This is a genomic window from Blastopirellula sp. SH421, from assembly GCF_057808535.1.
The window spans coordinates 5,850,750-5,873,835 of sequence record NZ_CM173712.1; the positions used below are offsets into that span (position 1 = coordinate 5,850,750).

General features: G+C 55.6%; 24 protein-coding genes. 14 read left to right on the plus strand and 10 right to left on the minus strand.

The genetic code is table 11. The features are described 5' to 3' along the window. Nucleotides 1-4 precede the first annotated feature (4 nt). On the minus strand, nt 5-601 hold the full coding sequence (locus SH421x_RS23720; RefSeq protein WP_488852493.1) for a hypothetical protein: 597 nt from the start codon (nt 599-601) through the stop codon (nt 5-7). Nucleotides 602-782: 181 nt separating this feature from the next. On the opposite strand from SH421x_RS23720, the gene SH421x_RS23725 reads away from it, so the two are divergent. After that, nucleotides 783-1,529, plus strand: coding sequence for a sugar phosphate nucleotidyltransferase (locus SH421x_RS23725; RefSeq protein WP_488856481.1), 747 nt, complete (start codon nt 783-785; stop codon nt 1,527-1,529). A 68-nt stretch (nt 1,530-1,597) separates the two neighbouring features. Then, the gene (locus tag SH421x_RS23730) at nt 1,598-2,566 is read left to right on the plus strand and encodes a ribose-phosphate diphosphokinase (RefSeq protein ID WP_488852494.1); all 969 of its coding nucleotides are present in this window, start codon (nt 1,598-1,600) and stop codon (nt 2,564-2,566) included. Nucleotides 2,567-2,589: 23 nt separating this feature from the next. On the opposite strand, the gene SH421x_RS23735 is transcribed toward SH421x_RS23730, so the two are convergent. Next, complete coding sequence (locus SH421x_RS23735) at nt 2,590-3,102, minus strand: EVE domain-containing protein (RefSeq protein WP_488852495.1); 513 nt, start codon at nt 3,100-3,102, stop codon at nt 2,590-2,592. Between the two features lie 168 nt (nt 3,103-3,270). On the opposite strand from SH421x_RS23735, the gene SH421x_RS23740 reads away from it, so the two are divergent. From SH421x_RS23740 to SH421x_RS23750, 3 genes are read left to right on the plus strand one after another with little or no spacing between them, the layout of a single operon-like run. Beyond that, a complete protein-coding gene (locus SH421x_RS23740; protein WP_488852496.1) occupies nt 3,271-4,218 on the plus strand; it encodes a hypothetical protein in 948 nt (315 codons plus the stop codon). Then, entirely contained in the window at nt 4,215-5,390 is a 1,176-nt protein-coding gene (gene bioF, locus SH421x_RS23745; RefSeq protein ID WP_488852497.1) for an 8-amino-7-oxononanoate synthase, read from the plus strand. The genes SH421x_RS23740 and bioF overlap by 4 nt, the downstream gene beginning before the upstream one ends. 23 nt (nt 5,391-5,413) lie before the next feature. Next, the gene (locus tag SH421x_RS23750) at nt 5,414-6,433 is read left to right on the plus strand and encodes an NAD-dependent epimerase/dehydratase family protein (RefSeq protein WP_488852498.1); all 1,020 of its coding nucleotides are present in this window, start codon (nt 5,414-5,416) and stop codon (nt 6,431-6,433) included. Nucleotides 6,434-6,436: 3 nt separating this feature from the next. On the opposite strand, the gene SH421x_RS23755 is transcribed toward SH421x_RS23750, so the two are convergent. The 4 genes from SH421x_RS23755 to SH421x_RS23770 all read right to left on the minus strand — a co-directional run bounded on the left by SH421x_RS23755 (nt 6,437) and on the right by SH421x_RS23770 (nt 12,407). Then, nucleotides 6,437-6,796 (minus strand): hypothetical protein, encoded by a 360-nt coding sequence (locus SH421x_RS23755; protein ID WP_488852499.1) that lies wholly within the window; start codon nt 6,794-6,796, stop codon nt 6,437-6,439. 74 nt (nt 6,797-6,870) lie between these two features. Further along, nucleotides 6,871-8,391, minus strand: a complete 1,521-nt coding sequence (locus tag SH421x_RS23760) for a hypothetical protein (protein WP_488852500.1) — start codon at nt 8,389-8,391, stop codon at nt 6,871-6,873. A gap of 462 nt (nt 8,392-8,853) precedes the next feature. Further along, on the minus strand, nt 8,854-10,530 hold the full coding sequence (locus SH421x_RS23765; protein WP_488852501.1) for an AAA family ATPase: 1,677 nt from the start codon (nt 10,528-10,530) through the stop codon (nt 8,854-8,856). An 821-nt stretch (nt 10,531-11,351) separates the two neighbouring features. Next, nucleotides 11,352-12,407 (minus strand): transaldolase family protein, encoded by a 1,056-nt coding sequence (locus SH421x_RS23770; RefSeq protein WP_488852502.1) that lies wholly within the window; start codon nt 12,405-12,407, stop codon nt 11,352-11,354. 237 nt (nt 12,408-12,644) lie between these two features. On the opposite strand from SH421x_RS23770, the gene SH421x_RS23775 reads away from it, so the two are divergent. The 4 genes from SH421x_RS23775 to SH421x_RS23790 all read left to right on the plus strand — a co-directional run bounded on the left by SH421x_RS23775 (nt 12,645) and on the right by SH421x_RS23790 (nt 15,726). Beyond that, nucleotides 12,645-13,700: a DUF1559 family PulG-like putative transporter gene (locus SH421x_RS23775; RefSeq protein ID WP_488852503.1), complete on the plus strand. Its 1,056-nt coding sequence runs from the start codon at nt 12,645-12,647 to the stop codon at nt 13,698-13,700. Beyond that, nucleotides 13,693-14,004: a hypothetical protein gene (locus SH421x_RS23780; RefSeq protein ID WP_488852504.1), complete on the plus strand. Its 312-nt coding sequence runs from the start codon at nt 13,693-13,695 to the stop codon at nt 14,002-14,004. The genes SH421x_RS23775 and SH421x_RS23780 overlap by 8 nt, the downstream gene beginning before the upstream one ends. Before the next feature lie 315 nt (nt 14,005-14,319). Further along, complete coding sequence (locus SH421x_RS23785) at nt 14,320-15,225, plus strand: DUF1559 family PulG-like putative transporter (protein ID WP_488852505.1); 906 nt, start codon at nt 14,320-14,322, stop codon at nt 15,223-15,225. 66 nt (nt 15,226-15,291) lie between these two features. Next, complete coding sequence (locus SH421x_RS23790) at nt 15,292-15,726, plus strand: hypothetical protein (RefSeq protein WP_488852506.1); 435 nt, start codon at nt 15,292-15,294, stop codon at nt 15,724-15,726. A gap of 108 nt (nt 15,727-15,834) precedes the next feature. Here SH421x_RS23790 and SH421x_RS23795 read toward each other — a convergent pair whose 3' ends face one another. Then, complete coding sequence (locus SH421x_RS23795) at nt 15,835-16,200, minus strand: DUF4259 domain-containing protein (RefSeq protein WP_488852507.1); 366 nt, start codon at nt 16,198-16,200, stop codon at nt 15,835-15,837. A gap of 289 nt (nt 16,201-16,489) precedes the next feature. Between SH421x_RS23795 and SH421x_RS23800 the strand changes: the two genes are divergently transcribed. Then, on the plus strand, nt 16,490-17,611 hold the full coding sequence (locus SH421x_RS23800) for a potassium channel family protein (RefSeq protein WP_488852508.1): 1,122 nt from the start codon (nt 16,490-16,492) through the stop codon (nt 17,609-17,611). A 140-nt stretch (nt 17,612-17,751) separates the two neighbouring features. Continuing rightward, nucleotides 17,752-19,143: a dGTP triphosphohydrolase gene (dgt, locus tag SH421x_RS23805; protein ID WP_488852509.1), complete on the plus strand. Its 1,392-nt coding sequence runs from the start codon at nt 17,752-17,754 to the stop codon at nt 19,141-19,143. Between the two features lie 148 nt (nt 19,144-19,291). Here dgt and smpB read toward each other — a convergent pair whose 3' ends face one another. Further along, nucleotides 19,292-19,786 carry an SsrA-binding protein SmpB gene (gene smpB, locus SH421x_RS23810; RefSeq protein WP_488852510.1) on the minus strand — a complete coding sequence of 165 codons (495 nt, stop codon included), beginning with the start codon at nt 19,784-19,786 and terminating at the stop codon, nt 19,292-19,294. 210 nt (nt 19,787-19,996) lie between these two features. Here smpB and SH421x_RS23815 point away from each other — a divergent pair, with 210 nt between their 5' ends. The 3 genes from SH421x_RS23815 to SH421x_RS23825 all read left to right on the plus strand — a co-directional run bounded on the left by SH421x_RS23815 (nt 19,997) and on the right by SH421x_RS23825 (nt 22,152). Continuing rightward, nucleotides 19,997-20,764 carry a lipoyl(octanoyl) transferase LipB gene (locus SH421x_RS23815; RefSeq protein WP_488852511.1) on the plus strand — a complete coding sequence of 256 codons (768 nt, stop codon included), beginning with the start codon at nt 19,997-19,999 and terminating at the stop codon, nt 20,762-20,764. Further along, nucleotides 20,739-21,692, plus strand: a complete 954-nt coding sequence (lipA, locus tag SH421x_RS23820) for a lipoyl synthase (RefSeq protein WP_488852512.1) — start codon at nt 20,739-20,741, stop codon at nt 21,690-21,692. The genes SH421x_RS23815 and lipA overlap by 26 nt, the downstream gene beginning before the upstream one ends. Nucleotides 21,693-21,813: 121 nt before the next feature. Then, nucleotides 21,814-22,152, plus strand: a complete 339-nt coding sequence (locus SH421x_RS23825) for a zinc ribbon domain-containing protein YjdM (RefSeq protein WP_488852513.1) — start codon at nt 21,814-21,816, stop codon at nt 22,150-22,152. A 124-nt stretch (nt 22,153-22,276) separates the two neighbouring features. Here SH421x_RS23825 and SH421x_RS23830 read toward each other — a convergent pair whose 3' ends face one another. Continuing rightward, entirely contained in the window at nt 22,277-22,627 is a 351-nt protein-coding gene (locus SH421x_RS23830) for a hypothetical protein (protein ID WP_488852514.1), read from the minus strand. Further along, entirely contained in the window at nt 22,627-23,019 is a 393-nt protein-coding gene (locus SH421x_RS23835) for a type II toxin-antitoxin system RelE/ParE family toxin (protein WP_488852515.1), read from the minus strand. Before SH421x_RS23835 ends, SH421x_RS23830 begins: the two co-directional genes overlap by 1 nt. Between the last annotated feature and the right edge of the window lie 67 nt (nt 23,020-23,086).

Consider the following 23,086-nt stretch of genomic DNA (forward strand, 5'->3'; position numbering starts at 1 on the left):
CCCCCTATTGGAATGCAGTCTCTAACTCTTGTAGCACCTTCTCTTCTTTATCGGAGATTCGATTGCCAAATCGTCCTAAGATTCCGCCAGTTGCTTCAGCAACTTTGCGTGCGCGTCCGATTGTTTCGTCATGAAACGATTTATCCTGCTCAGGCGACAGACTTTCGCGAATTGCACGGACGTAAGCTTGCCAAACTTCCATGCTCTTCTCTTGCGGCGGCTTTTCGAGCCAATTCTCTAGCACTTCGTAGCTAGGGTGCCCTTTTTCGACATGCAGCTCCAAAGCGGCCTGCAAAATCGCCGCTTTCTCTTCAACCTGCATGATCCCATCTGACCAGGCAACCGCCATCAAAGGGTACAGCGCCATCGCGGTCAGGTTTTCGGCAGTCACCCCGATATCAACAAAGTGTTGCAAAAGCGTTGCGTCAGTGATTCCCGTCGCCTTTTGCAGCGCTGCAATCTGCTCTTCAGTTTGAATCTGTTCCCACAATTTCTCCCACAGCTCTTGGTTCTTGGGGACAAACATCGCATCCAACATGGTTTTGAACCGAGCGGATTCGTTGTGGTGAGAATGCTGCGGGTGATTAGATGATTGATTCACGATGCGCCTTCGCAACTTGCATGCAGAGGAGAGGATTCCATTACTGCTACCATTTTATCGCGATTCAGCGGTGGGAACCACTACTAGGATTCGCCTGACAGGGAACCGGTCGCGGGCTAGAATCCAGACGCGCTTCGTGAGATATTATCGACTTGCACCAATGCCCCCCTAAGAGCCGATGATGAAAAGACTTGCAGTCGTACTTGCCGCCGGCAAAGGCACACGCATGAAATCGGAGCTCCCCAAGGTTCTGGTACCCGCGTTGGGTCGCCCGATGATCGAATTTGTGCTTGACGCTCTGGTAAAAGTCGGTGTCGAACAGATCTTGGTCGTCGTCGGACATCGCGCCGATTTGGTTCGCGAAACCTTGGCCAATCGCCCTGAAGTTCGCTTTGTGGAGCAAATCGAGCAACTGGGAACTGGACACGCCGTGATGGTTTGCCGCGACGAATTGTCCGATTTTGACGGCACAGTCGTCGTTTTGACCGGCGATTCGCCGCTGGTGCAGACCAGTTCGCTCGAAAAGCTGCTAAATCGGTTCGAGCAGGAAAAAATGGCCTGCTTGCTAGGAACGCTCGAAAAAGAAAATCCAACTGGTTTGGGACGGATCGTTCGCGATGCCGAGGGGAGATTTACCGGCATTGTCGAAGAAAAAGATGCGACCGAGCAGCAGCGGCAAATCCGGGAGGTGAATATGAGCACCTACGTCTTCGATTGTCAAAATATGCTGTCTGCGCTCGCGAAATTAACCAACAACAACCAGCAAAGCGAGTACTACATCACCGATTGCCCCGCTATTTTGCGAGAAATGGGGCTGCCGGTCGACGCATCGGCGGTTCTGGAACCTTGCGAGGCGCTCAGCGTGAATTCGATCGAGGATTTGCGTTTGGTGGAAGATGAGATGAGCCGTCTCGGTTACACTAAGTAATTCTCGCTCGGCCCTTGCTGCCTGTACCTGACGCCCCCTCGGTTTAGAACGTGCATTCCGCTTCGAAAATGAGAGAGATCAAAATCTTTAGCGGTCGCGCAAATCCGCGCCTGGCCGGCGACATCTGTAAATTCCTGAACATACCGCTCGGGCGAATCACGCTGGGCGAGTTCCCCGATGGCGAAAATGCCTGCAAGATCGAAGAAGATGTGCGCGGTCGCGACGTCTTCTTGATCCAGCCGACCTGTCCACCGGTCAACAACAACATCATGGAGTTGTTGATCATGATCGACAGTTGTCGTCGCGCCAGCGCCGAACGAATCACCGCGGTGATCCCCTACTTTGGCTACGCACGACAGGACCGCAAAGACGAAGGTCGCGTCCCGATCACCGCCAAACTGGTCTCAGACGTCATCACCGCGGCCGGCGCCGATCGCGTGCTAACCATGGACCTGCACGCCGCCCAGATCCAGGGCTTTTTCAACGTGCCGGTTGATCACTTGTACGCCGCGCCAGTTTTAAATCAGTACTTCCAAGCACTGAACATCCCCGAAGACCAATTGGTAATCGTCAGTCCCGACGCCGGCAGCATCAAACGTGCGGTCAGTCATCATCGCCGCTTGGGAGGCCGACTGGCGATTTGCGACAAACGCCGCCACAGCGCCAGCGACACCACGCAAGAGAACATTATCGGCGGACCGGTCGAAGGTCGCACCGCGATCATCTTTGACGACATGATTAGCACCGCCGGCTCGATCTGCGGCGCCGCCAAAACCACGTTTGAAGCCGGCGCCAAAGAGATCTATATCGCCGCCACGCACGGCGTGTTGTGCGGAGATGCGATCGCGCGACTGCAAGCGGCGCCCATCAAAGAGATCATTTTGACGGACACCATTCCGCACCAGTCAGGTCACCTGCTTCCCAATACCAAGATCTTGACCGTCGCGCCTTTGTTGGGCGAAGCGATCAAACGCATCCACAATGATGAGTCGATCAGCGCGATCTTCCGAGAAGATTTTGGCGCTTTTCAAGGATAATCGATGGGACGGAACAAAGCAGACTACTTGGTCTGCTTCGTCCGCTTCGCCAATTTCAGGATCGCGTCCCACTCTGACTTTTTCACCGGTTGGACCGAGAGCCGCGACCCTTTGCGCATCAGTTCCATTTCGGCCAGCGCCGCGACGCCGGCCAGCTGGTCGCGGCCCAGCGCCTCGGCAAAGATCTCTGTCAATTGAATGTCGACCATAAACCAGCGAGGAGCCTCCGGCGTGCTCTTCTCGTCAAAGTGATGATTCGTTTTGTCCCACGAAGTATGGTCGGGATAACTTTCTTTGACGATCTTCGCCGTCCCCACAATCGCCGGAGGATTTGCATTGCTGTGGTAGAAAAACAGCTCGTCCCCAATTTTCATCTCGTCGCGCATGTAGTTACGCGCTTGATAATTGCGGACGCCGCTCCAAAAAGTCGTCTGCTTTTTTTCGTTCGCCAGGTCATCAATCGAGTACGACTCAGGCTCGGTTTTCATCAACCAGTAACGCTTGACAGAGCTTGACTTTGCTGCTTTTTTGGCCACGACATACAACTTTCGGCGATAACATGCCCGAAATCGGGTTGGGAGAGATCTGTTTCATCATCTAAAATCAGCTACATGCCGCAAGGGAGGGAAACAAACACAGCCCTAAATTCGGCGGCCAGTTTCCCCCAATCCGCACGCAGCTTTTACGAATAACCTACCGATTCAATGCACCAGCCAACGCCCAGCAAAACGATTCAGCTTGACCAGTTTCTGGCCGTGCCGATGTTCTGCGCGTCGTTGCTGTTTTTGGTCTTTGTCGCCGCCGCCGTGCAAACGCGAAACCCGGACTCCAGTTATCAATCCAACGAAATCAGCACTTTTTTCTTTGGCTGCACGCTCGCGATGTTTCCGCTGTTTCTTGGGGAAGCGATCGCCCACTATCGGCTCGGCAGTTCTCGCTGGAAAGTCGCCCTCAAGCATGCGTGCCTGCCGCCGTTGCGATTAGCGGCTCGAGATCATGATACCGGCAGCACGATGTGGCTCCCTTTGCTGGGTTGGCAAGAGGTTGATGATGATCTGCACGAAGAAGTCGAGCGTGCTTTTAGCGGTCCCATGATCGTCGTGGCGATCATGATCTTACCGCTACTATGTCTCGATTTCATGTCGCAATTCCGCTTTGACATCAATGACTATCCGTGGATCCAAGTCGTCATCGAAACCGGCTATAGCATCACCTGGCTCGCGTTTACCGCCGAGTTTATCGTGATGTTTTCGCTGGTAGACAAGAAATTGCATTACGTCAAAAAACATTGGGTCGATCTCTTGATCATCTGCCTACCGCTAGTCGCCTTCCTGAGAATGTTGCAGTTTTCGCGACTGCTACGATTACAGCAAGTTACCAAAGCAACTCGCATCTATCGATTACGAGGTCTTTCGCTCCGCGTCTGGCGCGGCATTGTGGCGCTTGATGTGTTGTCGAGACTGATGCGACTTGACCCGCAGCGACAGATCGACCTGTTGGAAGCATTGGTTTCTGAAAAGGAAAATGAGATCGAAAAAATCCGCCATCAGATCTCGGAGCTGCGCACACGTCTCGATCACAAATCATCGCTCAAGCCGCCACACACAGCGCCAGCCGCGCCGGTTGAAGATACGGAAGCGGCCGAATCATGACCCGAAGACCACTCGCTTGGTTAGCCGAAGAACTGCAAACGCTCGATCAACTCCAGCTGCGGCGCCAACTGCGCACGCATACCGGTCCGCAATCCGCCGAGATTTCGGTCAATGGTCAATCGCTGATCAACTTTGGTGGTAATGACTATCTTGGCCTGGCCGCTGATCCACGCATCGCAGCGGCCGCGATCGACTCGGTTCAAACCGAAGGCTGGGGCTCCGGCGCCAGTCCGCTGGTAACCGGACATGGCCACTCGCACGCAGCCCTCGAAGCAGAGGTCGCCCACTTCGAAGGTACAGCAGCCGCACTATTGTTTTCCTCTGGTTTCGCCGCCAATGTCGGCGCAATCACGGCGCTAGCCGGCAAAGGGGATGTCATCTTCAGTGACGCCAAGAACCACGCCAGCATTATCGACGGGGTGCGACTCTCGGGCGCTCGCCCCCAGATTTATCAACATTGCGACGTCGATCATCTTGAAAAGCTAATCGCCCAAGCAGCCTCCTTTCGCCGCCGATTGATCGTGACTGACTCGCTGTTCAGCATGGACGGCGACTTTGCGCCGCTGGTCGAACTGACGCAATTGGCCGAACGTTACGATGCGATGCTGCTAGTCGACGAAGCGCATGCGACCGGCGTGTTCGGCCAGCAAGGACGTGGAGTTTGCGAACATCTAGCGCTTGAAGACCGCGTCGACGTCCGCGTCGGCACGTTCAGCAAGGCGCTCGGCGGACATGGCGGCTTTGTTGTCGGCAGTCAGACGCTGATTGACTGGTTATTGAATCGAGCTCGCAGCTACGTCTTCTCCACGGCGGCGCCAATGGCCTCGGCCGCTGCCATGATCGCCGCGCTGCAAATCGTGCGTGACGAACCACACCGCCGCCAACTGTTGTTAGCGCGCGCCGCCAAACTGCGCAGCGACCTGCGCTCCCAAGGCTGGCAAGTCGGCGGTGAGAGCCAGATCATCCCCATCCTGCTCGGCGAACCCGAGCCAACCATCCAGGCGTCACTCCGGTTGCGCGAGCAAGGTTTGTTCGTGCCAGGCATTCGACCTCCCACGGTTCCCAGCGGAGAATCGCTGCTGCGGATCAGTCTCAGCTTTGCCCACACTCCTGAACATCTGGAACGGCTGGTCAGCGCATTGAATGACCTCCGGAGCCAGCGACGACTTTAAATCAACACTCCCCTCAGGCATCTATGGCGAACTATTTTGTAACCGGTGCAACCGGCTTTGTAGGAACTCATCTTTGTCGACGCTTGGCCGCCGACGGACATTCGCTGCGCTGCGCCGTTCGCAAATCATCCGATACCAAACAACTGCGGGAACTAGGCGCCGAACTGATCGAAATCGATCTCAGTGAACCCAGCGACTTGCAACAAGCCTTCGCTGGCTGTGACGTGATCTATCATGTCGCAGGCGTCACCTGCGCCACGACGCCAGAAAAACTGTTTCACGTCAATCGAGACGGAGCACGCCGGCTTGCTGAAGCAGCGGCCGCTGCAGAAAATCCACCGACTTTGATTTATGTCTCTAGCTTGGCCGCCGTAGGGCCATCACGTCCTGAACGCGCAAAACGCCCCGAGGACTTTCCGAAACCGATCTCCAACTATGGTCGCAGCAAACGCGCGGGCGAACGCCAGTTTGAATTGGTTGCAGATCGTGTTCCGGTCACGATTGTTCGTCCCGGCATCATCTTTGGCGAAGGAAACCGAGAGATGCTGCCGATGTTTCAACCGATTCATCGATTCGGCATTCACCCCATGGTCGCAGCCGATTTGCGCGTCTCGTTAATCTATGTCAGCGACTTGGTCGATTTGCTCATCAGCGCGGTATCCAACGGAAAACGAATCGGTGGTCGCCAAGATGCTCAGTCAAAATTTGATGGCGTCGGCTATTATTTCGCCGCTGATCGAGAGCAACCAACCTACGAAGAACTGGGCGAGATGTTGGCCGAAGCAGTCGGAGTTCAACACGTCCACACCTTCGAGATGCCCAAGCCGATCCTCTGGACTTCGGCGACTGTCTCTGAATTAACCGGCAGAGTGATCGGCCAGGCGAACATTTTCAATCGCGATAAGATCCGCGAAGCGACCGCCGGCGATTGGGTTTGCAACGTCGCCAATACCGAAGAGCAACTCGGTTTTGCACCTACCCTCTCGCTACAAGATCGCTTGCGACAGACCGCCGACTGGTATCGTGAAGCTGGCTGGCTGTAGTTATCAGCGTTTCCGCCGCAACTCGCTAAGCAAGCTCCGCTGATTCGCCAAACTAGCAAAGCCGATCCCCAGCAGCATCCAACCAAAAAAGAGCATCATCACCGGCGGATGAACCCGGATGAACAGGATCGCGCCGGCGGTAAGAACGCCGAGCCCAAACGTGGTCACCGAGAGCACGATGCAAGTCGTCTTCCAGCCATCGACTCGGCGATGTACTTCCTCGATCGACGGCAACTCTCGCAACTCAACAATCGTCGCGTCTGATTTTTCTAATTGCGCTCGGGCCGCTTGCTCGTCTTTGGCATCCACCTCAAGACGTTCGATCTTGCCGGTCGCATCTCTCAAGTAAGCGGCGAATTGCATGCGAACAGACCGGTTGGGAAGCAGGAGCGGGGGATCGCTTTATTCTACCGCTCACACTGCCATCCGCTATGCCGTTACGCCAACGCGGCCCGCGTTCTCTCGACCAGGCTGTTATCCCGATCGCCAGAGCCCGGCAGGTTAAACATGCTTAACCCCAAATAAAGATCGCGCCACTCCGGCGAAACGTGATAATAGTCCTCCAAGACCGCCGAGCTAAACTTGTAGTCATGCGCGTCATTCCCCTTCAAAAATACCAACACGCGAGCCGCATCCATCAGTTGGCTGGCGCCGGAAGCCCCCGAGTTGGCCAAATAGCCGCGAGTTTTGCGCGCGGCGGTCAGTGGATCACGACTGAGATCGGCGAATATTTGCTCGGTTGCCGCCGAACCGGGATCCAGCTGCGCGGCCGTCACATCGTCGATCGTGATCTCCTTTACCTTGCCGCGACTTTGCATCGCGCCGCGAAACATCGGCAAAAACGCGACGTTTTGCAGCAACATCAGCCGCCGCGTCTGATCGTCGCCAGAGGTTTGATAAGCATAGTGCAACGCGTTGGTCGAGGTCATCGCATGCAGCGCCACGATCCCCGGCTGCTGCATCAACATCTCGCCAGCGGTCAGATGCAGCGCGTCCCAGATCGACTGCGGAGCAGCGCCGCGGTTCAGCAGATCTACCGCCAAATCACAGGCGTCATCGTTCGAGGCGCTGCGCATCGCGACAATCAACTCTTCGGTCGCGGCTTTGTTCAATGGACCATCTTGCCACTCCGTTCGTATTTTTCCCGCCAACTCTCGGTTGCGGCGATAGGGACGATCCGCCTCATCATCACCCTGGGCAGGGTTGCTCCCTTCGTGCATCAGCAGTGCATAAGCCAAGGATCGCAAAACGGGCTCCGCATGCTCGCGACCAACAAACTGCAACGTGCGCTGGCTGTTTGCGACAAAGATCGCCTTGTGACCGATCGAACGAAAATCGCGCGCGCCATAGCGATAGAACTGTTCGTAAATCTCGTTCATGCCGGCGGTGCGGGCCAACGCGGCGACCGCGGTATCGGCGGCCGCTTCATCCCAATTATCCATCGCGTCTGCAAATGTTCGCCCCGCCGCATGCGGTCGCGGCATCTTTCCCTCGGCGACCGCCGGCATCATCCAATCGCCGCGCTCTTGCACATCGCGTGCGGCAGCTGATTTGTAATAATCGAGCGCCCAGAAAATCGGCAGCCAACGCTGCTGCGGAGGAGATGCGATGCTGGCCAGATGGGCCGAGTTGACCACAAGCACCGCATGAAATTTGTGCCCCACCGAAGGTCGCGGCTCGACGTTTTTTACCCCGACTAGCAACAGCGCCGCTAACAGATCGCGATAGCTGAGCCCGGCGTTGATCCGCGTGCCAATTTCTTCCAGCAAGCGATCGCGCGGCGTCTCTTCGATCAACTTCACCAGCGGCTCAATCTCTGGCTGCAGATGTACGTGAGCGAGATTGACATTCGCCTCCTTCGCCGAAACGGGACGCAGTCCCTGCAAAAAAGCTAAGTTACCCAACCCAACGAGAGCGCCGGCTTGAAGAAATCCACGCCGCGATTGTTTGCCGAACATGTGCTCCGCCTCCTATCTGTTTTGCCTGGGATCCGCGCACGATTCGATCTCTTCTTTATCTCTTCTGCAGCGCAAATATGCAAATGGAAACCGCCACCGTTGCCTGCTGTGCAAGATTTGAAGTGCCGCGATTTGGTCGTTCGGTAAGAAATAGAACACGGATGCCACGGATAAGTCACGGATGAACACGGACAGAAAAAGCTCGGCCGCTATGGCCACGGCCTTGCGTGGTCATGATTGCGGTCGGCAATCCAAGAGCCGGTTTGGTTCCCAGAGGAAGCATGATCCCCGTCCCTGTTATTTGGCGCTCTTTATTTAGCGTCCCCGTTGTTTCTTCAGGCCCAACGGGCCGACCTAAAATAGCCCAGGGCGCTCGTCGCAGCAGCGACGGAGCCCTGGGGTAATCATCCACCAACGCAACGTTGACGTTGGATGGAACCCGGGGAACTGCCGACTCAAACGTCACCATTCTTTGGGGTCGCGTGGACCCAGGGCTGCGTCGCTAAAAGCGACTGACCCAGGGCTAGAATAGGTCGCCCCGTTGGGGCTGATTTGATCGGGCGGTTGCGACTGCGGTTGTGTTTGTGACTGCGACTGCGACTGCGTTTGCGACTGGGACTGCGACGCTCTGGACTGCTGAATTGGATCGAATTGGCGAATGGGACCAAATTGGCGAATTGATTCGAATTGGTTCGACTTTGCTGTGCTGTCCCCTCCGTCCCCTTTATTGGCAGATTCATCGGACACTACAGCCTCTGGCGGTGCTGACTCCGCCAGGTGATAACAAAGCTCTAACCGGTTCTGCCCTGTCGTATCAATATTGGTCGGCGAGATTTCCCCGTCGTCGATCATTTGATCCCACGCAAACCCAAATTTGGCGCTGCTGATTCCGCTGAGTTGGCCTATTTTTGACTTGGTCGCATTCTGAGCTGCAAGTTGTCGCAGCGCTGCGCGAATTTTTCCGCGGCGCCGTTGTTGTTGCGATTGGGCTTCTAGCTCCGGCGCTTCATCTTGCAGCGACTCGGCAGCGTGCAGCGTGACATTCCACTTACGGCCGCTGGCGTCTGTCAGGCGACCTTCATCGATATCAACTCCCCAGACCGCGTCCTGTCCGGCGTTTCCGCCGACCGTTAGCCACAGGCGATGCTGTCCGCTGCCTGACTCGTACGCGCGGCGACGATTCACCAGTAACCATTGCTGGGCAAAATCATGTTCGGCGTCGTTGAGATCGGCGATATTCAGCGCACGCTTCGACGTCGATTTGCGCGTTGCGCAGCAGACAATCGGCGTCGCCCCAGCTTCAAGACAGCAGCGGACCAATTGGCGAATTTGCGATTTTTGCGAAGCAGCGCGCGTCGAGGTCCATTGCAACGGATCGATCAACACCACTTCTAATTGATGACGCTGAATCCAATCACGCAGCTCCGCCACGTTCTCTTCAAAACTGGCCGGATTGGCGGCAGCGGGCATGGTCAACGCCCAGACTAGGTTGGGAAGCTTTTCAGTATCAACGCCGGTGGCGGCGCTCCAGCGTCGCGCGAGATCGTGCAGCACGGCTCGGCCTGCTGCGCCGCTGAGGAAGCCGACCCGATAAGCACGCTGCGCGGCGAACTCGCCCAAAAATTTGCCCCCACTCGCTAATGCGCCGCATAAATCGACCGCCAGCGACGTCTTCATACTCTTACTCGGCCCCAAAATCACCGCCGCTTCGTCTCGCGCCAGCATGCCAGGCAACAGCCATTCACGCGGCGGTTGCTCACGCAGCAGTTCTGAGGTGGTGAGCTCTTGAAACCAGCAACTGCGCTGCGCGCCAGGCTGAGACTGCGAGGTCGCCGCGACAGGGTCAGTTTGCCTAGATTCAGGCTGGATTGTTTCAGAATCTTCCAAGTCCTGATTGTCCATTGCGTCACCAATGTCACATATCTTCCCAACTAATTCCATCGTCTGCGGGTACTGATAACCCAGGGCAGCCATCCGATCAATCACCTGCGGCAGATCGCTGATCGAGATCCCTGCGTCATCCATTTCTGAAAACACGAATTTCAGGTCATCAAAGCCTTCGGTTTGAAACAAATCGGTCAACAGCAGATCTGGAGATAGGAAACCGGAGGGATCTGAATTGTCATTTATTCCCGGCATTTCAGTGGTTTTTGGCGTCGGATTAGCGTTTTCCTCCGGTGTATTCCGGGCCGCTTGGCGATTGCGCAGTGTTAGACGTTTCCGAGCGGCTTTGGTTTTTCGCGATCGCGATTTTTTGGATGGACGTGGTTTGGATCCCATGGGATATGTTTCCTGCTGGTGAGACGAGAAATTGGTGCGATATTTGGGTGGTTGGCTTTGGTTTTCCGCAGAACGCGGATGGTTTAAGATAGAGCAAGCGATTGTTTAATGCGGATATCCTAAGCAAGTCCTAAGACTTTGTCAATAGTGAAATTTCTGGGGATTCTCTGTGGCTGGCTTTTACGACGCCAAAGAATCGCAGCCTAGAGGGGGCGAGAGGAAGACGCTACTTTCGCGGGAGCGAAAGGCGACTCTGGGGGGCTGCTGGCTCAAACGTCAGCATTTTTGTGGGCGGCGTTGACCCAGGGCTGCGTCGCTAGAAGCGACTTACCCTAGGCTAGGTTAGGTCGCCCCGGTGGGGCTGTGGGATTTTTTTGTTTTTTTTTGGGGTGGTGCTGATGCTGGTTTTGCCTGGGCAGGCTGCTCATGACTGGCCGGAATGCGGCTGCAGCAAGGTGTCTGCTTTATGCGGTTGCAAAGTTTTGTTGACTTCACTTTGCATTAGACATTCGTCATTAGAAATTAGACATTTCCCCCAGCATCGATCTTCACCCTGTGTCTGCGGTGCTTGCTCGGGCGGCATTGCCGGTTCCTCTGCTGCGAATTCCTGTCAAGAAACGAACAGACGCTGGCCATTTGCTGGGCCAGCGTCTTGGTTGGAATTCAAATCTACACGACATTTAGCCAGTCTTGATCGCAGCACGCTTTTCGCCGATCAGTTTCAGCAGCTCTTTTTGCGGATTGGCGAACTTGGAGATGCCTTCTTCCATCAGCGTCTTTTCAAGATGCGCATAGTCGACATGCTTGTCGAGATCGGCCAGCACGGCGGAGCTGGGCATCTCGTTAATTTCGCTGGTGATCTCCTTGCCGCTCTGCTGAACCTTGTCGTTGGTGCCTGGCGGATTGGTTTCGATGTCGCTGCCGGCGAATGCGGCGACGTACTTCCAGGCGGGGTCTTCCGGCTTTTTGGTGCCGGTCGAAGCAAAGATCATTTCTTGCTGCAACTTGACCGGCTTGTCGCTCCAGAACGCTTTGTTGGCCTGCCAAATGCGTTTGGCGTTGACGATTCCCAGTTGTCCTTGGGCGGCGTCGGTTAGTTGCGGCAAATGCTGCTCGGTATAGACGTCAACGCGTGACACGAAGATCGAGTAAACGCTCTTGAAGTTGTCCAGGTTTGCCCGGCGCTGTGCTCCGCGCCAAACGGCGTCGCGAGCCGCTTCGTACTGACGCTCGGTAAAGATCAATGTCACGTTCAGCGTGATGCCGGCGGCGCACAGTTCTTCTAAGGCGTCGAGACCTGCCGGAGTGGCCGGAACCTTGATCATCCGATTCTTCTGCCCTTGGGCCCACTTTTTGCCTAGCTCGATGTACTGGGCGACTCGATCAGCGTGCGGCATGTCGGCTGTCGGATCTTCGAGCAGCGGATCGAGCTCGAAGCTGACATAGCCATCGTTGCCGGCGGTCTTTTCCCAGACCGGCAGAAAGACGCTTTGAGCGTCAGAAACCAGATCGTTGGTCAGTTTCCAGGCCAAGTCGCTGTCTGAGAGACCTTGTTCCAGTAGCGTCGAGATCTTGCCGTCAAAACGGCCTGTCTTGATCAAGTCAGAGACGATCACGGGATTTGAGGTCGCCCCGGTGGCGCCGAGGGCAAAGTTTGAGCGAACCAGATCTGGATCGATCGAGTCGAGCCACAGTTTGGTTCCAGCAGCGATTAGCGATTCAAGCGGTGAGGCCACAACGCCCTCCTTTGATTTTGTGTTGGCGGAAGCAGTTGCGTCATTCTAACGCATTCCTGAGGCGAGGGTAGCAATGCCTAGCGGGGCGCAACTGCTCAAAAAAAGCTCACATGCGGACAGATGACCGCCGTTAACCGGTTCTTCTGTAAATATTTGGCGTCGCATTGATTTGCTGCACCCAATCCGTTATTTTGATTGCTCAAAACATTGCATAGCGATTGCACAAAAGGAGCCGCAGTGAATCATTATTTAAAGAACTTTACTTCCTCACCGCTCAGGCGCTTTGGCTTTACGCTGGTCGAGCTGCTGGTGGTGATTGCGATTATCGGCGTGCTGATTGCCTTGTTATTACCGGCTGTGCAGCAAGCTCGGGAAGCGGCTCGGCGGATGCAATGCACCAATAACTTGAAGCAGATCGGCGTTGGTCTGCACAATTACCATGATGCACTTGGTTCGCTTCCGGCTGGCTATGTTTCGTACAAGCAGTACAGCTCGATCAGCAGCTTGCCCAGCGGCGACTATGATGCAACGACTTGGGATGCAGCGCCCGGCTGGAGCTGGGGAAAATTGATCCTGCCGTTTGTAGAACAAGCAAATCTCGCCGCTGCGCTCGACAATCGGCGCAAGGTCTGGGATGCAGCGCATCAAACTGCGGCGCAAACCACGCTCGATATGTTTCTCTGTCCTTCCTCGGCAGGCCCGACCGATCCGCTGTTGGTGGTCGATAGCGCTGGCGCCGCGCTGGATAAGGGGGCTGGCTCGATCTATCTCGGGCGCTCTCACTATGTCGCGAGTCATGGTCAGGAAGAATGCTGGGGAGACGCCAGCGGCCCTAGCGGCGGTTACAACGGCGACGCTGGTAAGATTGCCGATGGTCCTTTCTATCGAAACTCACAGGTTCGCTTTCGTGATGTTCTGGATGGACTCTCGAACACTGTTTTTTGCGGCGAGCATACCTCGCGGCTGAGTGACAAAACCTGGGTGGGAGTCGTACCGGGAGCCTTTGTGCATCCGCGGATTAGCTCGCCCGATAACGGCGCCGAGTCGGCCGCCACGCTGGTGCTTGTTCATAGTGGACCAGCGATTGGTGAGCAAGACGCGCTGGGCAATCCGATCATTCATCCCCCCAATTTTCCGACGCTGCACGTCGGTCAGATGCAGTCTGAACATCTCGGCGGCGCCAACGTGTTGTTGGGGGACGGTTCGGTCCGCTTCATTTCAGAGGTCATCAGTCGCCCGTTGTTCGCCGCGATGACCAGCATCGCCGAAGGAGAAGTGGTGTCCCATGAATAAGCATGCTCAGCGCATCCTGGCCGGCGTACTGCTGCTGGTGCTGACGATTGGTTGCTCGCGCTATCCGGAAGTCAGCGGCGAAGCTTATGAAATGGCCGAGACGTTGTCGACCGTCTGCAATCTGCAAAACGCCGCGCAACTCAAAGAGTATCGCGTCTTGATTAGCGATCGACTGGAAGCGAACCAGTTGAGCGAAAGCGAGCATGCGATGCTGACGCGGATCGCCGACATGGCCGCAGCCGGCGATTGGCAAGCGGCCGAGTTGGAGGCGCGGCAGTTGATGCTGGATCAAGCGGGGAGGTAGATCAGGCACGGCGCTGCAGGAGTGTAGAGGCGATGCTGGGCGCAACCTATTAAGCATCGCCTGAATTCTATTGCGTCGCGACCTCCGCAAAGCTGGACGAGAGTTGACAACTTAGGGAACAGCCTGGGCGTCTTTGGTGAATGCTATTTTTTGTTGCCTTTCCTTATTTTATTATTGCCATCCCCCTTCAATTCGATAGCATGTGAGAATCCCTTCCGAGAGGGACAAGCAGCGATTGTCAGATCGATGCTTGAGACAACGGGTGACCCTCAGTCTCCTCCTATCGCTCATCCTTCTCCAATGCTGGAGGTTACGATGCGTTCCTCTTTTCGACATGCCTTCACTTTGGTTGAGCTGTTGGTTGTCATTGCAATCATCGGCGTCCTGATCGCTCTTTTATTGCCGGCGGTCCAACAAGCGCGCGAAGCAGCGCGGCGCATGCATTGCACCAATCAAGTCAAACAGATTGGATTGGCGCTGCACAACTATCACGACACTTTCCTGGCGTTTCCGCTAGGACACTCGATGGGAAAAACTTCGTCGGCGAACACTGAATTGCATGGTTCATGGATCAAAGCCATATTGCCCTTTGTCGAGCAAGGCAGCGTCTATGACACTTTCGATCACAACTCGGCATGGTGGGCGCCGGGAAATCAAACCGTACGGGGAATTAAAGTCGAGCAATTCGTGTGTCCCTCCGACATCGAAGCCGAAATTTTTAATACGGCGTATGATTTTGGTTTTCGGGGGAACTACGCCGGCAACACGGGACTGGGGATGTACAAGCGAGAGTATCGCCCTGCCGAGCAAGATCAACTGACCGTACGTGGGCCCTTCACCCATAATTATTCAGCACGCTTCGCCGACCTCAGCGACGGCTCATCACTGACCGCCGCAGTGACCGAAATCCGTAAGGTAGGCGAAAATGATTCGCGTGGCGCGTTGTTTGCCGACTCTGGAACGGTGCAGTACACGCATGACTACGTTCCTAATGAGCTGGTAAATGACGTTACCGAACGTTGTGTCACCAAGCTCGATATCCCTTGCATTTCTGGCGGCTCCGAAGGCCCCCATCGCTTGACCGCTCGCAGCCAACATCCCGGAGGCGTCAGCATGCTACTCTTCGATGGCTCGGTCCGGTTTATCGCAGAAACCATCAATCGCGACGCTTGGCATGCTTTGGGCAGCATGAACGGCGGCGAAGTTGTCGGCGAACTATAAATCGTGCTCGCATTCACCCTACAAACGACTGCTCTCTGATTGCAGAGAATTTGACGGAGCCGAACGATGATGGAATGTGATCTGCAGTTAAAAAAACAGGCTTGGCCTTGGCTGGGACTGGCCATCAGCTTGGCCGTGCTGGTCGGCTGCCAAGAAAGCGGACCAAATCGAATTTCGGTTTCTGGAGAAGTCCTCTGGAAGGGTAATTCACTTCAGTCTGGACTGATTACATTCATCCCTGTCGACACTGGAACTGCCGCGAGCGGTGAAATTCATGACGGCAAATTCGAAATCGCTCGGCAAGTGGGCCCTTCTCCTGGCCCTTGTCGTGTCGAAATCCTTTCGTATCAAAAGACAGGACGCATGATCGCCGGGATGGCGCCCGGCACTCAGGAAGCAGAGATCAAGCAAGTGATTCCGGCCAAGTACAATACGAGAACGGAATTGAAAGACGACCTGATGGCCGACAAGCCGATTCGGATCGAACTATCGGCGCCGTAGTCGGTCCAGCTGGAGAGTATCAGAATCGAATTGCGATGCGCTCCTCACGCTGCTCCACTTCTCTTGATCTCTGTATCCAATAGCGGTCGATCGCCAATGAGCTTGCCCCTAATCTTCTGCAAACAACTTTGCCAGCGTCGCTAGTTCGTCAAACGTCGCTTCAATTACCTGGCGACGTTCCACCCTATACGCAGGCTCTGGCTCCAGGTCATCGATCTGCTGGTCGTAGATCACCAGAAACTGATCGCGCCACGCATCGATCACTTCCAGCTCTGGCGGAGCAGCATGGCAGTTTTTTACTAACATGCTGATGATCGCGACGCTGGGAAGCAAGACGGCGTCTCCCTCTTCATCGAGATCGGCTCCCCCTGCTGCGAGCAGCGTGTTGATCTGATCGGTCAGTTTGCCTACCAATTCGCAGACAAAGTCGAGTGCGCCGTCATTATCAAAGATGCCGGTATCGAACGTTCCCATGTCAGGCTCCGCCTTGGGGTTGAAGGTTTCTATTGGGTGCAGATTTGTCCGCTTGGCTGCTGACGAATCGAAGGGACTGATTCTGCCGAGCCACCGCGACAAATTCAACCCGGCGACTTCCTATTCGCTTTTTTGCAAGCCCAGTGCTAAACTGAAAAAATGCTGGTTTACGCAGGCGGACTACTTACCAGCAACCCCAATAGCCGTTGCACACGTCAGGCAAGACGCGTGGAGGGGCCTTTCTTTCCTGCGTTTTTACTAACCTCTCTCTGTCCGCGACTATCGCTCTGTGCAAACTGACGATCGTTTCGACCATCAGGTCGACCCCAAACGTCCGAGTCCGTTGTCGGCCCCCATCCGCAAGATGGTCACCGGCGGCGTGTTGTTTGTATTGATCTGCGTTGTCGCCGTGGTTGGGTATGTCTCGGCAGGCTGGGAACTGGCCGATTCGATTTATATGGTGGTCATCACCATCTTTGGCGTGGGCTATGGAGAAGTGCAGCCGGTCGAGTCGCTTGCGCTGCGCGGATTGACGATCGTCGTGATCATCGCCGGGTATGGAGCGGTGATCTATACCGTCGGCGGTTTCATGCAAATGGTTGTGGATGGTGAATTGCAAAAGGCGCTAAGGTCAAGACGAATGACAAAAGACATTGAAAAGTTGCGCGGTCACACTATTTTGTGCGGCGTCGGACGGATGGGCTCGATCTTGGCTCGCGAACTGCATGCCGAAGGGAAACCGTTTGTCGTCATTGATTCTGAAGAGACGCGACTGCAAGCGGCCGAAGCGATGGGCTATTTGATTGTCAAAGGGGACGCGACCGAAGAATACGTGCTGGAGCAAGCCGGGATTCGCCACGCGGCGGTCTTGGCGACGGTCCTTTCCGCCGACGCGATCAATGTCTTTGTGACGGTCACCGCGCGCGAGATGAACCCCGAACTGATGATTATCGCGCGCGGCGAAAATCCGCGAACCGAGAAAAAGTTGATCGGCTGCGGCGCCAACAAGGTGGTGCTGCCGACCGCGATCGGCGCCAAGAAGCTGGCCCAGCTGATTATTCGCCCCTCGGCCGAGAACATGCTCGAACAGCTGACCCATCGCAGCGATATGAACGAAGAGCTGGGGCGAATCGGGCTGCAGTTTGATGAGCTGCAAGTTGCCGAAGGTTCGCCGCTGGTCAACAAGCAACTGGGCGATATTGAGCTGCGCAGCAACCACGGGTTCCTGATCGTCGGCATCCGCCGGTTGGACGGCTCGACCATGCTCAACCCGCCGTCCGAGACCATCTTGGCCGCCGGTGACATCGTGATTGTCCTTGGGCATGATGACGATATTCCGCAACTGGCCGAACGCTTCAGCAGCACCAAAAGAAAAATCATGTATCGCGGCGCGATGACTGATGCCGACTAAAAGCAAACCCGACAATGCCTGCCGCGATGCCAGCATTGATTTTCTGGACTCCGCTTTCCGCTATACTTCCAAAGAATTTCTGCAACTAGATTTTGACGTTGGAAGCTGTGCAGATTTGCACACGAGATTGGCGGACAGAAATGGAAATCTCCTTAAACGGGACAACCCCTCTGAACTGGACAACACTGCTATCTGCTGCGCGGGCCCCTTGGCGCAAAGATACCGTAGCGTCGACTGCGACCGCGCCCCGGCGCGTTGATAAACGGACTTCGTTTGAGCGCGACTATGATCGCATCGTCTTTTCGCTGCCGTTTCGCCGATTGGCCAAAAAGACGCAGGTTCACCCGCTGGCGCAAAACGATCATATTCACAATCGTCTGACCCACTCGATCGAAGTTGCTAGCGTCGCGAGATCTTTCGCCCGCCGCGCTGCCGAGCTGATCTCCCAAACCAGCGACGTGACGCCAGAGCAGCTGACCTCGATCGACTGGATTGTGCAGTCGGCTTGCCTGATTCATGACATTGGCAATCCACCATTTGGGCATGCTGGCGAAGAGGTGATTCGGACCTGGTCGGCCAAGCACCGCAGCTATCTGTTGCCCGAGTCGATTCGCGCTCGTATGCGCGAGAGTGAGCAGTTAGAGATCCTGTCGAGTCTGGCCGATTGGGAATACTTTGAAGGAAACGCCCAGGGCTTTCGGATTGCTTCGCGCGCCGACAATCCCCAGGCCGGTTACTTGCGTTTGACTTATGCCACGCTGGGGAGCGTGGTGAAATATCCGTGGGGCTCGACCGACGAGCGGACGGCGCGCAAACGAAAGCACAATTTCCATTCGCTAGAGACGTCGGTTTTTCACGACGTCTTTCAAACGCTGGGCTTGGTCCGCTCGGACGGACTTTACTGTCGGCACCCGCTGTCGTTTTTGACCGAAGCTGCCGATGACATTTGCTATCGGATCCTCGACCTTGAAGATGCCGTCGCGATGCACATCTTCGAGAAGCAAAAAGTGCACGCACTGATGCTCCAGATGTCGGGCAATCCCGATAACGCCCCCATGGGCATCTCTCAGCTGCGGGGAGAAGTGATCGAGCGTTTGGTCGACGAGTTCTGGAATGTCTTTGAGAGCGACTATGCCAGGATCATGCGGGGAGAGCGGGTCGAGGATCTGAAATCGTCCCTGCCTGACCAGTTTAAAGAGTACCTGGAGATGGTCGGTGAGATGTACGAAGAAATCTTCGGGCACCGGAAAAAGATCGTGACCGAACTAGGCGCCTACCATGTGCTAGGGCGGATCTTAAAGACGCTGCTAAAAACGGTGGAGGAAATCAGCCAAGCGAGCCGTTACGAAGAGCTGCACTTTCTGGCCAAGAACTGCGCCGAGCTAGCATGGAGCAAAGAATACGTCGAACAGAACCTAGCGAACGGCCATCGCTGGTGGCTGGGCCAGGCGCTCGATTTTGTCAGCGGGATGACGGACAACTACGCGACGCGGTTGTCGCGTGAGTTGGATGGGTTGGCGTTTGAAGCGTAGCTCCACTGTTTTGGCGCCATGCCCTTACGGCGTCTTCGACGGAAGAGCATGTCTTCAATGCGGATTGCCTAGAGACTTGATTGGGCCACGGTGGGAAGACATGCTCTTCTCGCGAAGACGCGATAAGAACATGGCGCCTTGCGGGGTTTTAATCCCGGCTGCGCATCACCCGGGCAATATCCCGTTTGGCGTCTTGCGACTTCAGCTTGTCGCGTTTGTCGTGTTGCTTGCGACCGCGGCCGATTCCGAGCAGGACTTTTACTTTCCCTTGCTTGAAGTACATCTTCAGCGGAACCAGGCTCAGTCCTTTGTCTTCGCTTTTGGCGGCGAATTTGAGGATTTCGGTCTTCTTCAGCAGCAGCTTGCGGGGGCGCTTCGGCTCGTGATTGAGGAACATGCTGGTGTTGCGATACTCAGCGATCTCGCAGTTCACCAAAAAGACTTCGCCGCGCAGCACGCGGGCAAACGCTTCGGTTAGCGAAAGTTTGCCGTCGCGCAGGCTCTTTACTTCGCTGCCGACCAGTTGGATGCCGCATTCGAGCGTGTCGATGATTTCGTAATCATGTCGCGCTTTGCGGTTTTCGCCGATCGGGCGTTCGAGCTTCTTCTTCTCGTCTTCTTTGGAATCTTTTTTTTTCGCCATGGTGCTTTCGCATGGGCCGCTAGCGGCGTGCGCAATTTTTTGAATTGATCTTGCGAAGCGGAAAATCGCCGCTTCGACTGCTAGTCGTTATTTACCAGGGAGTTAGCTGCTGTCTGCATCTCGGCTGGCCTTTTCCCCGGCCGAGGGAATTGCTACTCTCCCCGTCCTTGATCGCAGCCAGAAATTAGCCTCTTGCGGTGACTATAATCCGTGTCTGCTCGTACAAATGACCACTACGATTCGACAGGCGTCGACTTCCACTACTTGGGAATGATCGACTTTGACCTGTGCCTCGCTTTACAGCGCCGCTTGGTTTATGAAGCCGGCGGCCGTGATGACGAGCGCATCACCGTCCTGTTGTGCCAACATACGACTATGATCACCGTTGGCCGAGCAGGTTCGCGGCAACATATCCGCTTGACGCAGGACGAACTCAATTCGCTCCGCTGGCAAGTTCGCTGGGTTAGCCGGGGGGGCGGTTGCGTGCTGCATGGCCCTGGCCAACTGGCGATCTATCCCATTGTACCGCTACGGGGCCGAAATTGGACCGTCGGCGAATATTTGGAGCGATTGCAGCAAGCGCTGGTGACTTCGGCAGTTTCGCTGGGCGTTCCGGCCTACACGCGACCGGGGCGCTATGGCGTCTGGGGAAAAAGCGGCTTGCTGGCCGCTGTTGGCGCCGCCGTACAGAACTGGATCACCAGCCACGGCGCGTTTCTCAATATTCATGCCAGCGGCGACTCCCAGTCTTTTGTCGAAGCCAATCCCCCGGAACTAGCCGCGCCCGGCGACTCACCCATTATGGGGAGCCTGCTGTCAGAAACGGATCGACCAGCTAGAATTGAGACTGTGGCCCGAATCGCAGCGCGACGGCTGGCTGATTCCTTCGACTGCGTCGACCGACGCTGGCACGAAGGGCATCCTTTGCTATTTGAAATCTCCGAGCATCAACGTGAGCGACTCGCACGAGTTGGTTGAACTTCCGGTTGTCGAACTCCCGATCGTCGAACTGCCGATCATCGACGCGCCGGCGGCAAGTTCCCACCCCAAACAACGCCTGCCCAAGTGGCTAAAGCGCAACGTCCCGCTAGGGAACGCCAACCACTTTACGCAAGAGCTGCTGGCCGAGCTCAAGCTGGAGACGGTCTGCGACAGCGCCAAGTGTCCCAACCGCATGGAGTGCTATTCGCAAAAAACTGCGACCTTCATGATCTTGGGCAACATCTGCACCCGCGCGTGCAGCTTCTGCTCGGTCCCGCGTGGTAAGCCAGAAGAGCTATCGAGTGACGAGCCAGAGCGGTTGGCCGAAGCCGCCTATCGCTTGGGGCTGAAGCATGTGGTTATCACTTCGGTTACCCGCGATGACCTGCCGGATGGGGGCGCGCTGCACTATATCCGTTGTATCGAAGCGGTCCGCGAGCGGACTGGGGCAACGGTCGAAGTGCTGACGCCTGACTTTATCCACAGCAAAGAGTCACTCGATCGGATCATCGTCGAGGCTTCGCCGGACGTGTTCAATCACAATACCGAAACGGTCCCGCGGCTTTACAAACGGGTCCGCGGTCCAAAGTCAGAATATGCTTGGACGCTTGGCCTGCTGAAGCGAGTCAAAGAGCTGAACCCCAAGGTCAAAACCAAAAGCGGTCTGATGCTGGGGCTGGGCGAAACGCACGAAGAGGTCTTCGCCGTGCTCGAAGATCTGCGCGCCAACGACGTCGACTTTTTGACGCTGGGCCAGTATCTGCAGCCTGACGAACAACGCTTTCTGAAGGTCGAACGCTACATTCCGCCGGAAGAATTCGAGATGCTCGGCCGCAAGTCGAAAGAACTGGGTTTCAAGCAGGTCGCCAGCGGACCGTTTGTTCGCAGTAGCTATCACGCGCGCGACATGGCCGAAGCGTACTAAGGCGCAAATGCCTAAATTTCTAAGAGCGAATGTCTAAGGTCAACGGCGTAAGGTCCTCTGTGCGGACCGAGGGAAGCGCTATCGATATCTGGTCCGCACCGCGGATCCCACAGGAGACGAGATGAGCGATTTGCCGAACTGCCCCGAATGTGCAGCAGATTTCACTTACGAAGATCGCGACTTGTTGATCTGCCCTTCTTGCGGACACGAGTGGACCAAAGCCGCCGCAGCCGAAGCGGCCGACGCTGCGATCATCCGTGACGCCAACGGCAATGAGCTGAAAGATGGCGATACGGTCACCGTCATCAAAGACCTGAAGGTAAAGGGCTCGTCCTTGGTCGTCAAAGTAGGGACCAAGGTCAAAAACATCCGCATCGTCGACGGCGATCACGACATTGACTGCAAGATCGATGGTATTGGCGCGATGCAGTTGAAGTCGGAGTTTGTGAAGAAGGCGTAAGCCGCGTCGGGCGGTTCGCCACACGACTCTGTTTCGAACTTCTTGCGCTCGCTTGTCTCGGTCGATTTTCGGCAGCAAAAGCAGGGCTGCCGAGTTGCTGCACTACAAAGACTGCAGTTCTCCGTTAATGGACAGCCGCTCGTTTCTTTTTATTTGTCGACTTTGAAGCGACAACTTTAAACTCGACGCCTGCTTTCTTTTGCAAGAATCGGGTGACGTCGAGCAGATTCTTGACATTTGGATTCCCTCTAGCGCTTAGCATTCGCATCAGACTCTTGGGATCCTTATCAACTCCTTTGCCAAGAGTTTCGAAGCCAACGGTGGCATTGATGTAGTCACGGATCAGCACCTTCGCTAACTCGACTTCACCGCTGACAATCGCTCCCAAGGCCTCCGTCAACAGCTCATCGCGAAACTCTGGATCGCGGTCTGCACGAGCTTTGACGGTCGCTTTAAAACTTCGAGTTAGGGCCATTATCTTTTCTTCCTTGGCTGCTTCTTTATCGGCTGCTTCAACTTCGCCTTCTCGGCTAGTTTCTGTTGCTTTGCCTTCCGCTGCTTGTAGTTCTTCCAGTATTGCTTGGCCTCGTCGATATCGGCCTGTTGTTGGGATTTCGTTCCGCCGCAAAAGAGCAGAACGAGCTCCTCACCATCCTGAGCGTAGTAAATACGATAGCCCTGCTCAAAATTGATGCGACGCTCCCAGACGCCGCCTCCTACCGATTTGTGATCGCCAAAGTTGCCTAGCTCCATTCTCGCAGTAGCCGCAGTCACTTTTGTAGCAGCCTTAGCCCCAAGGGAATCAAACCACTCGGCAAACGGGACTTTGCCCTCTTCAGTCTCGTACTGGGTGACTTTGGCCATCATTGAATGGTAACCTATGCGTTACCATTGTCAAATTATCGAGTCAGGACTAGCGACTACGGCCGCATCG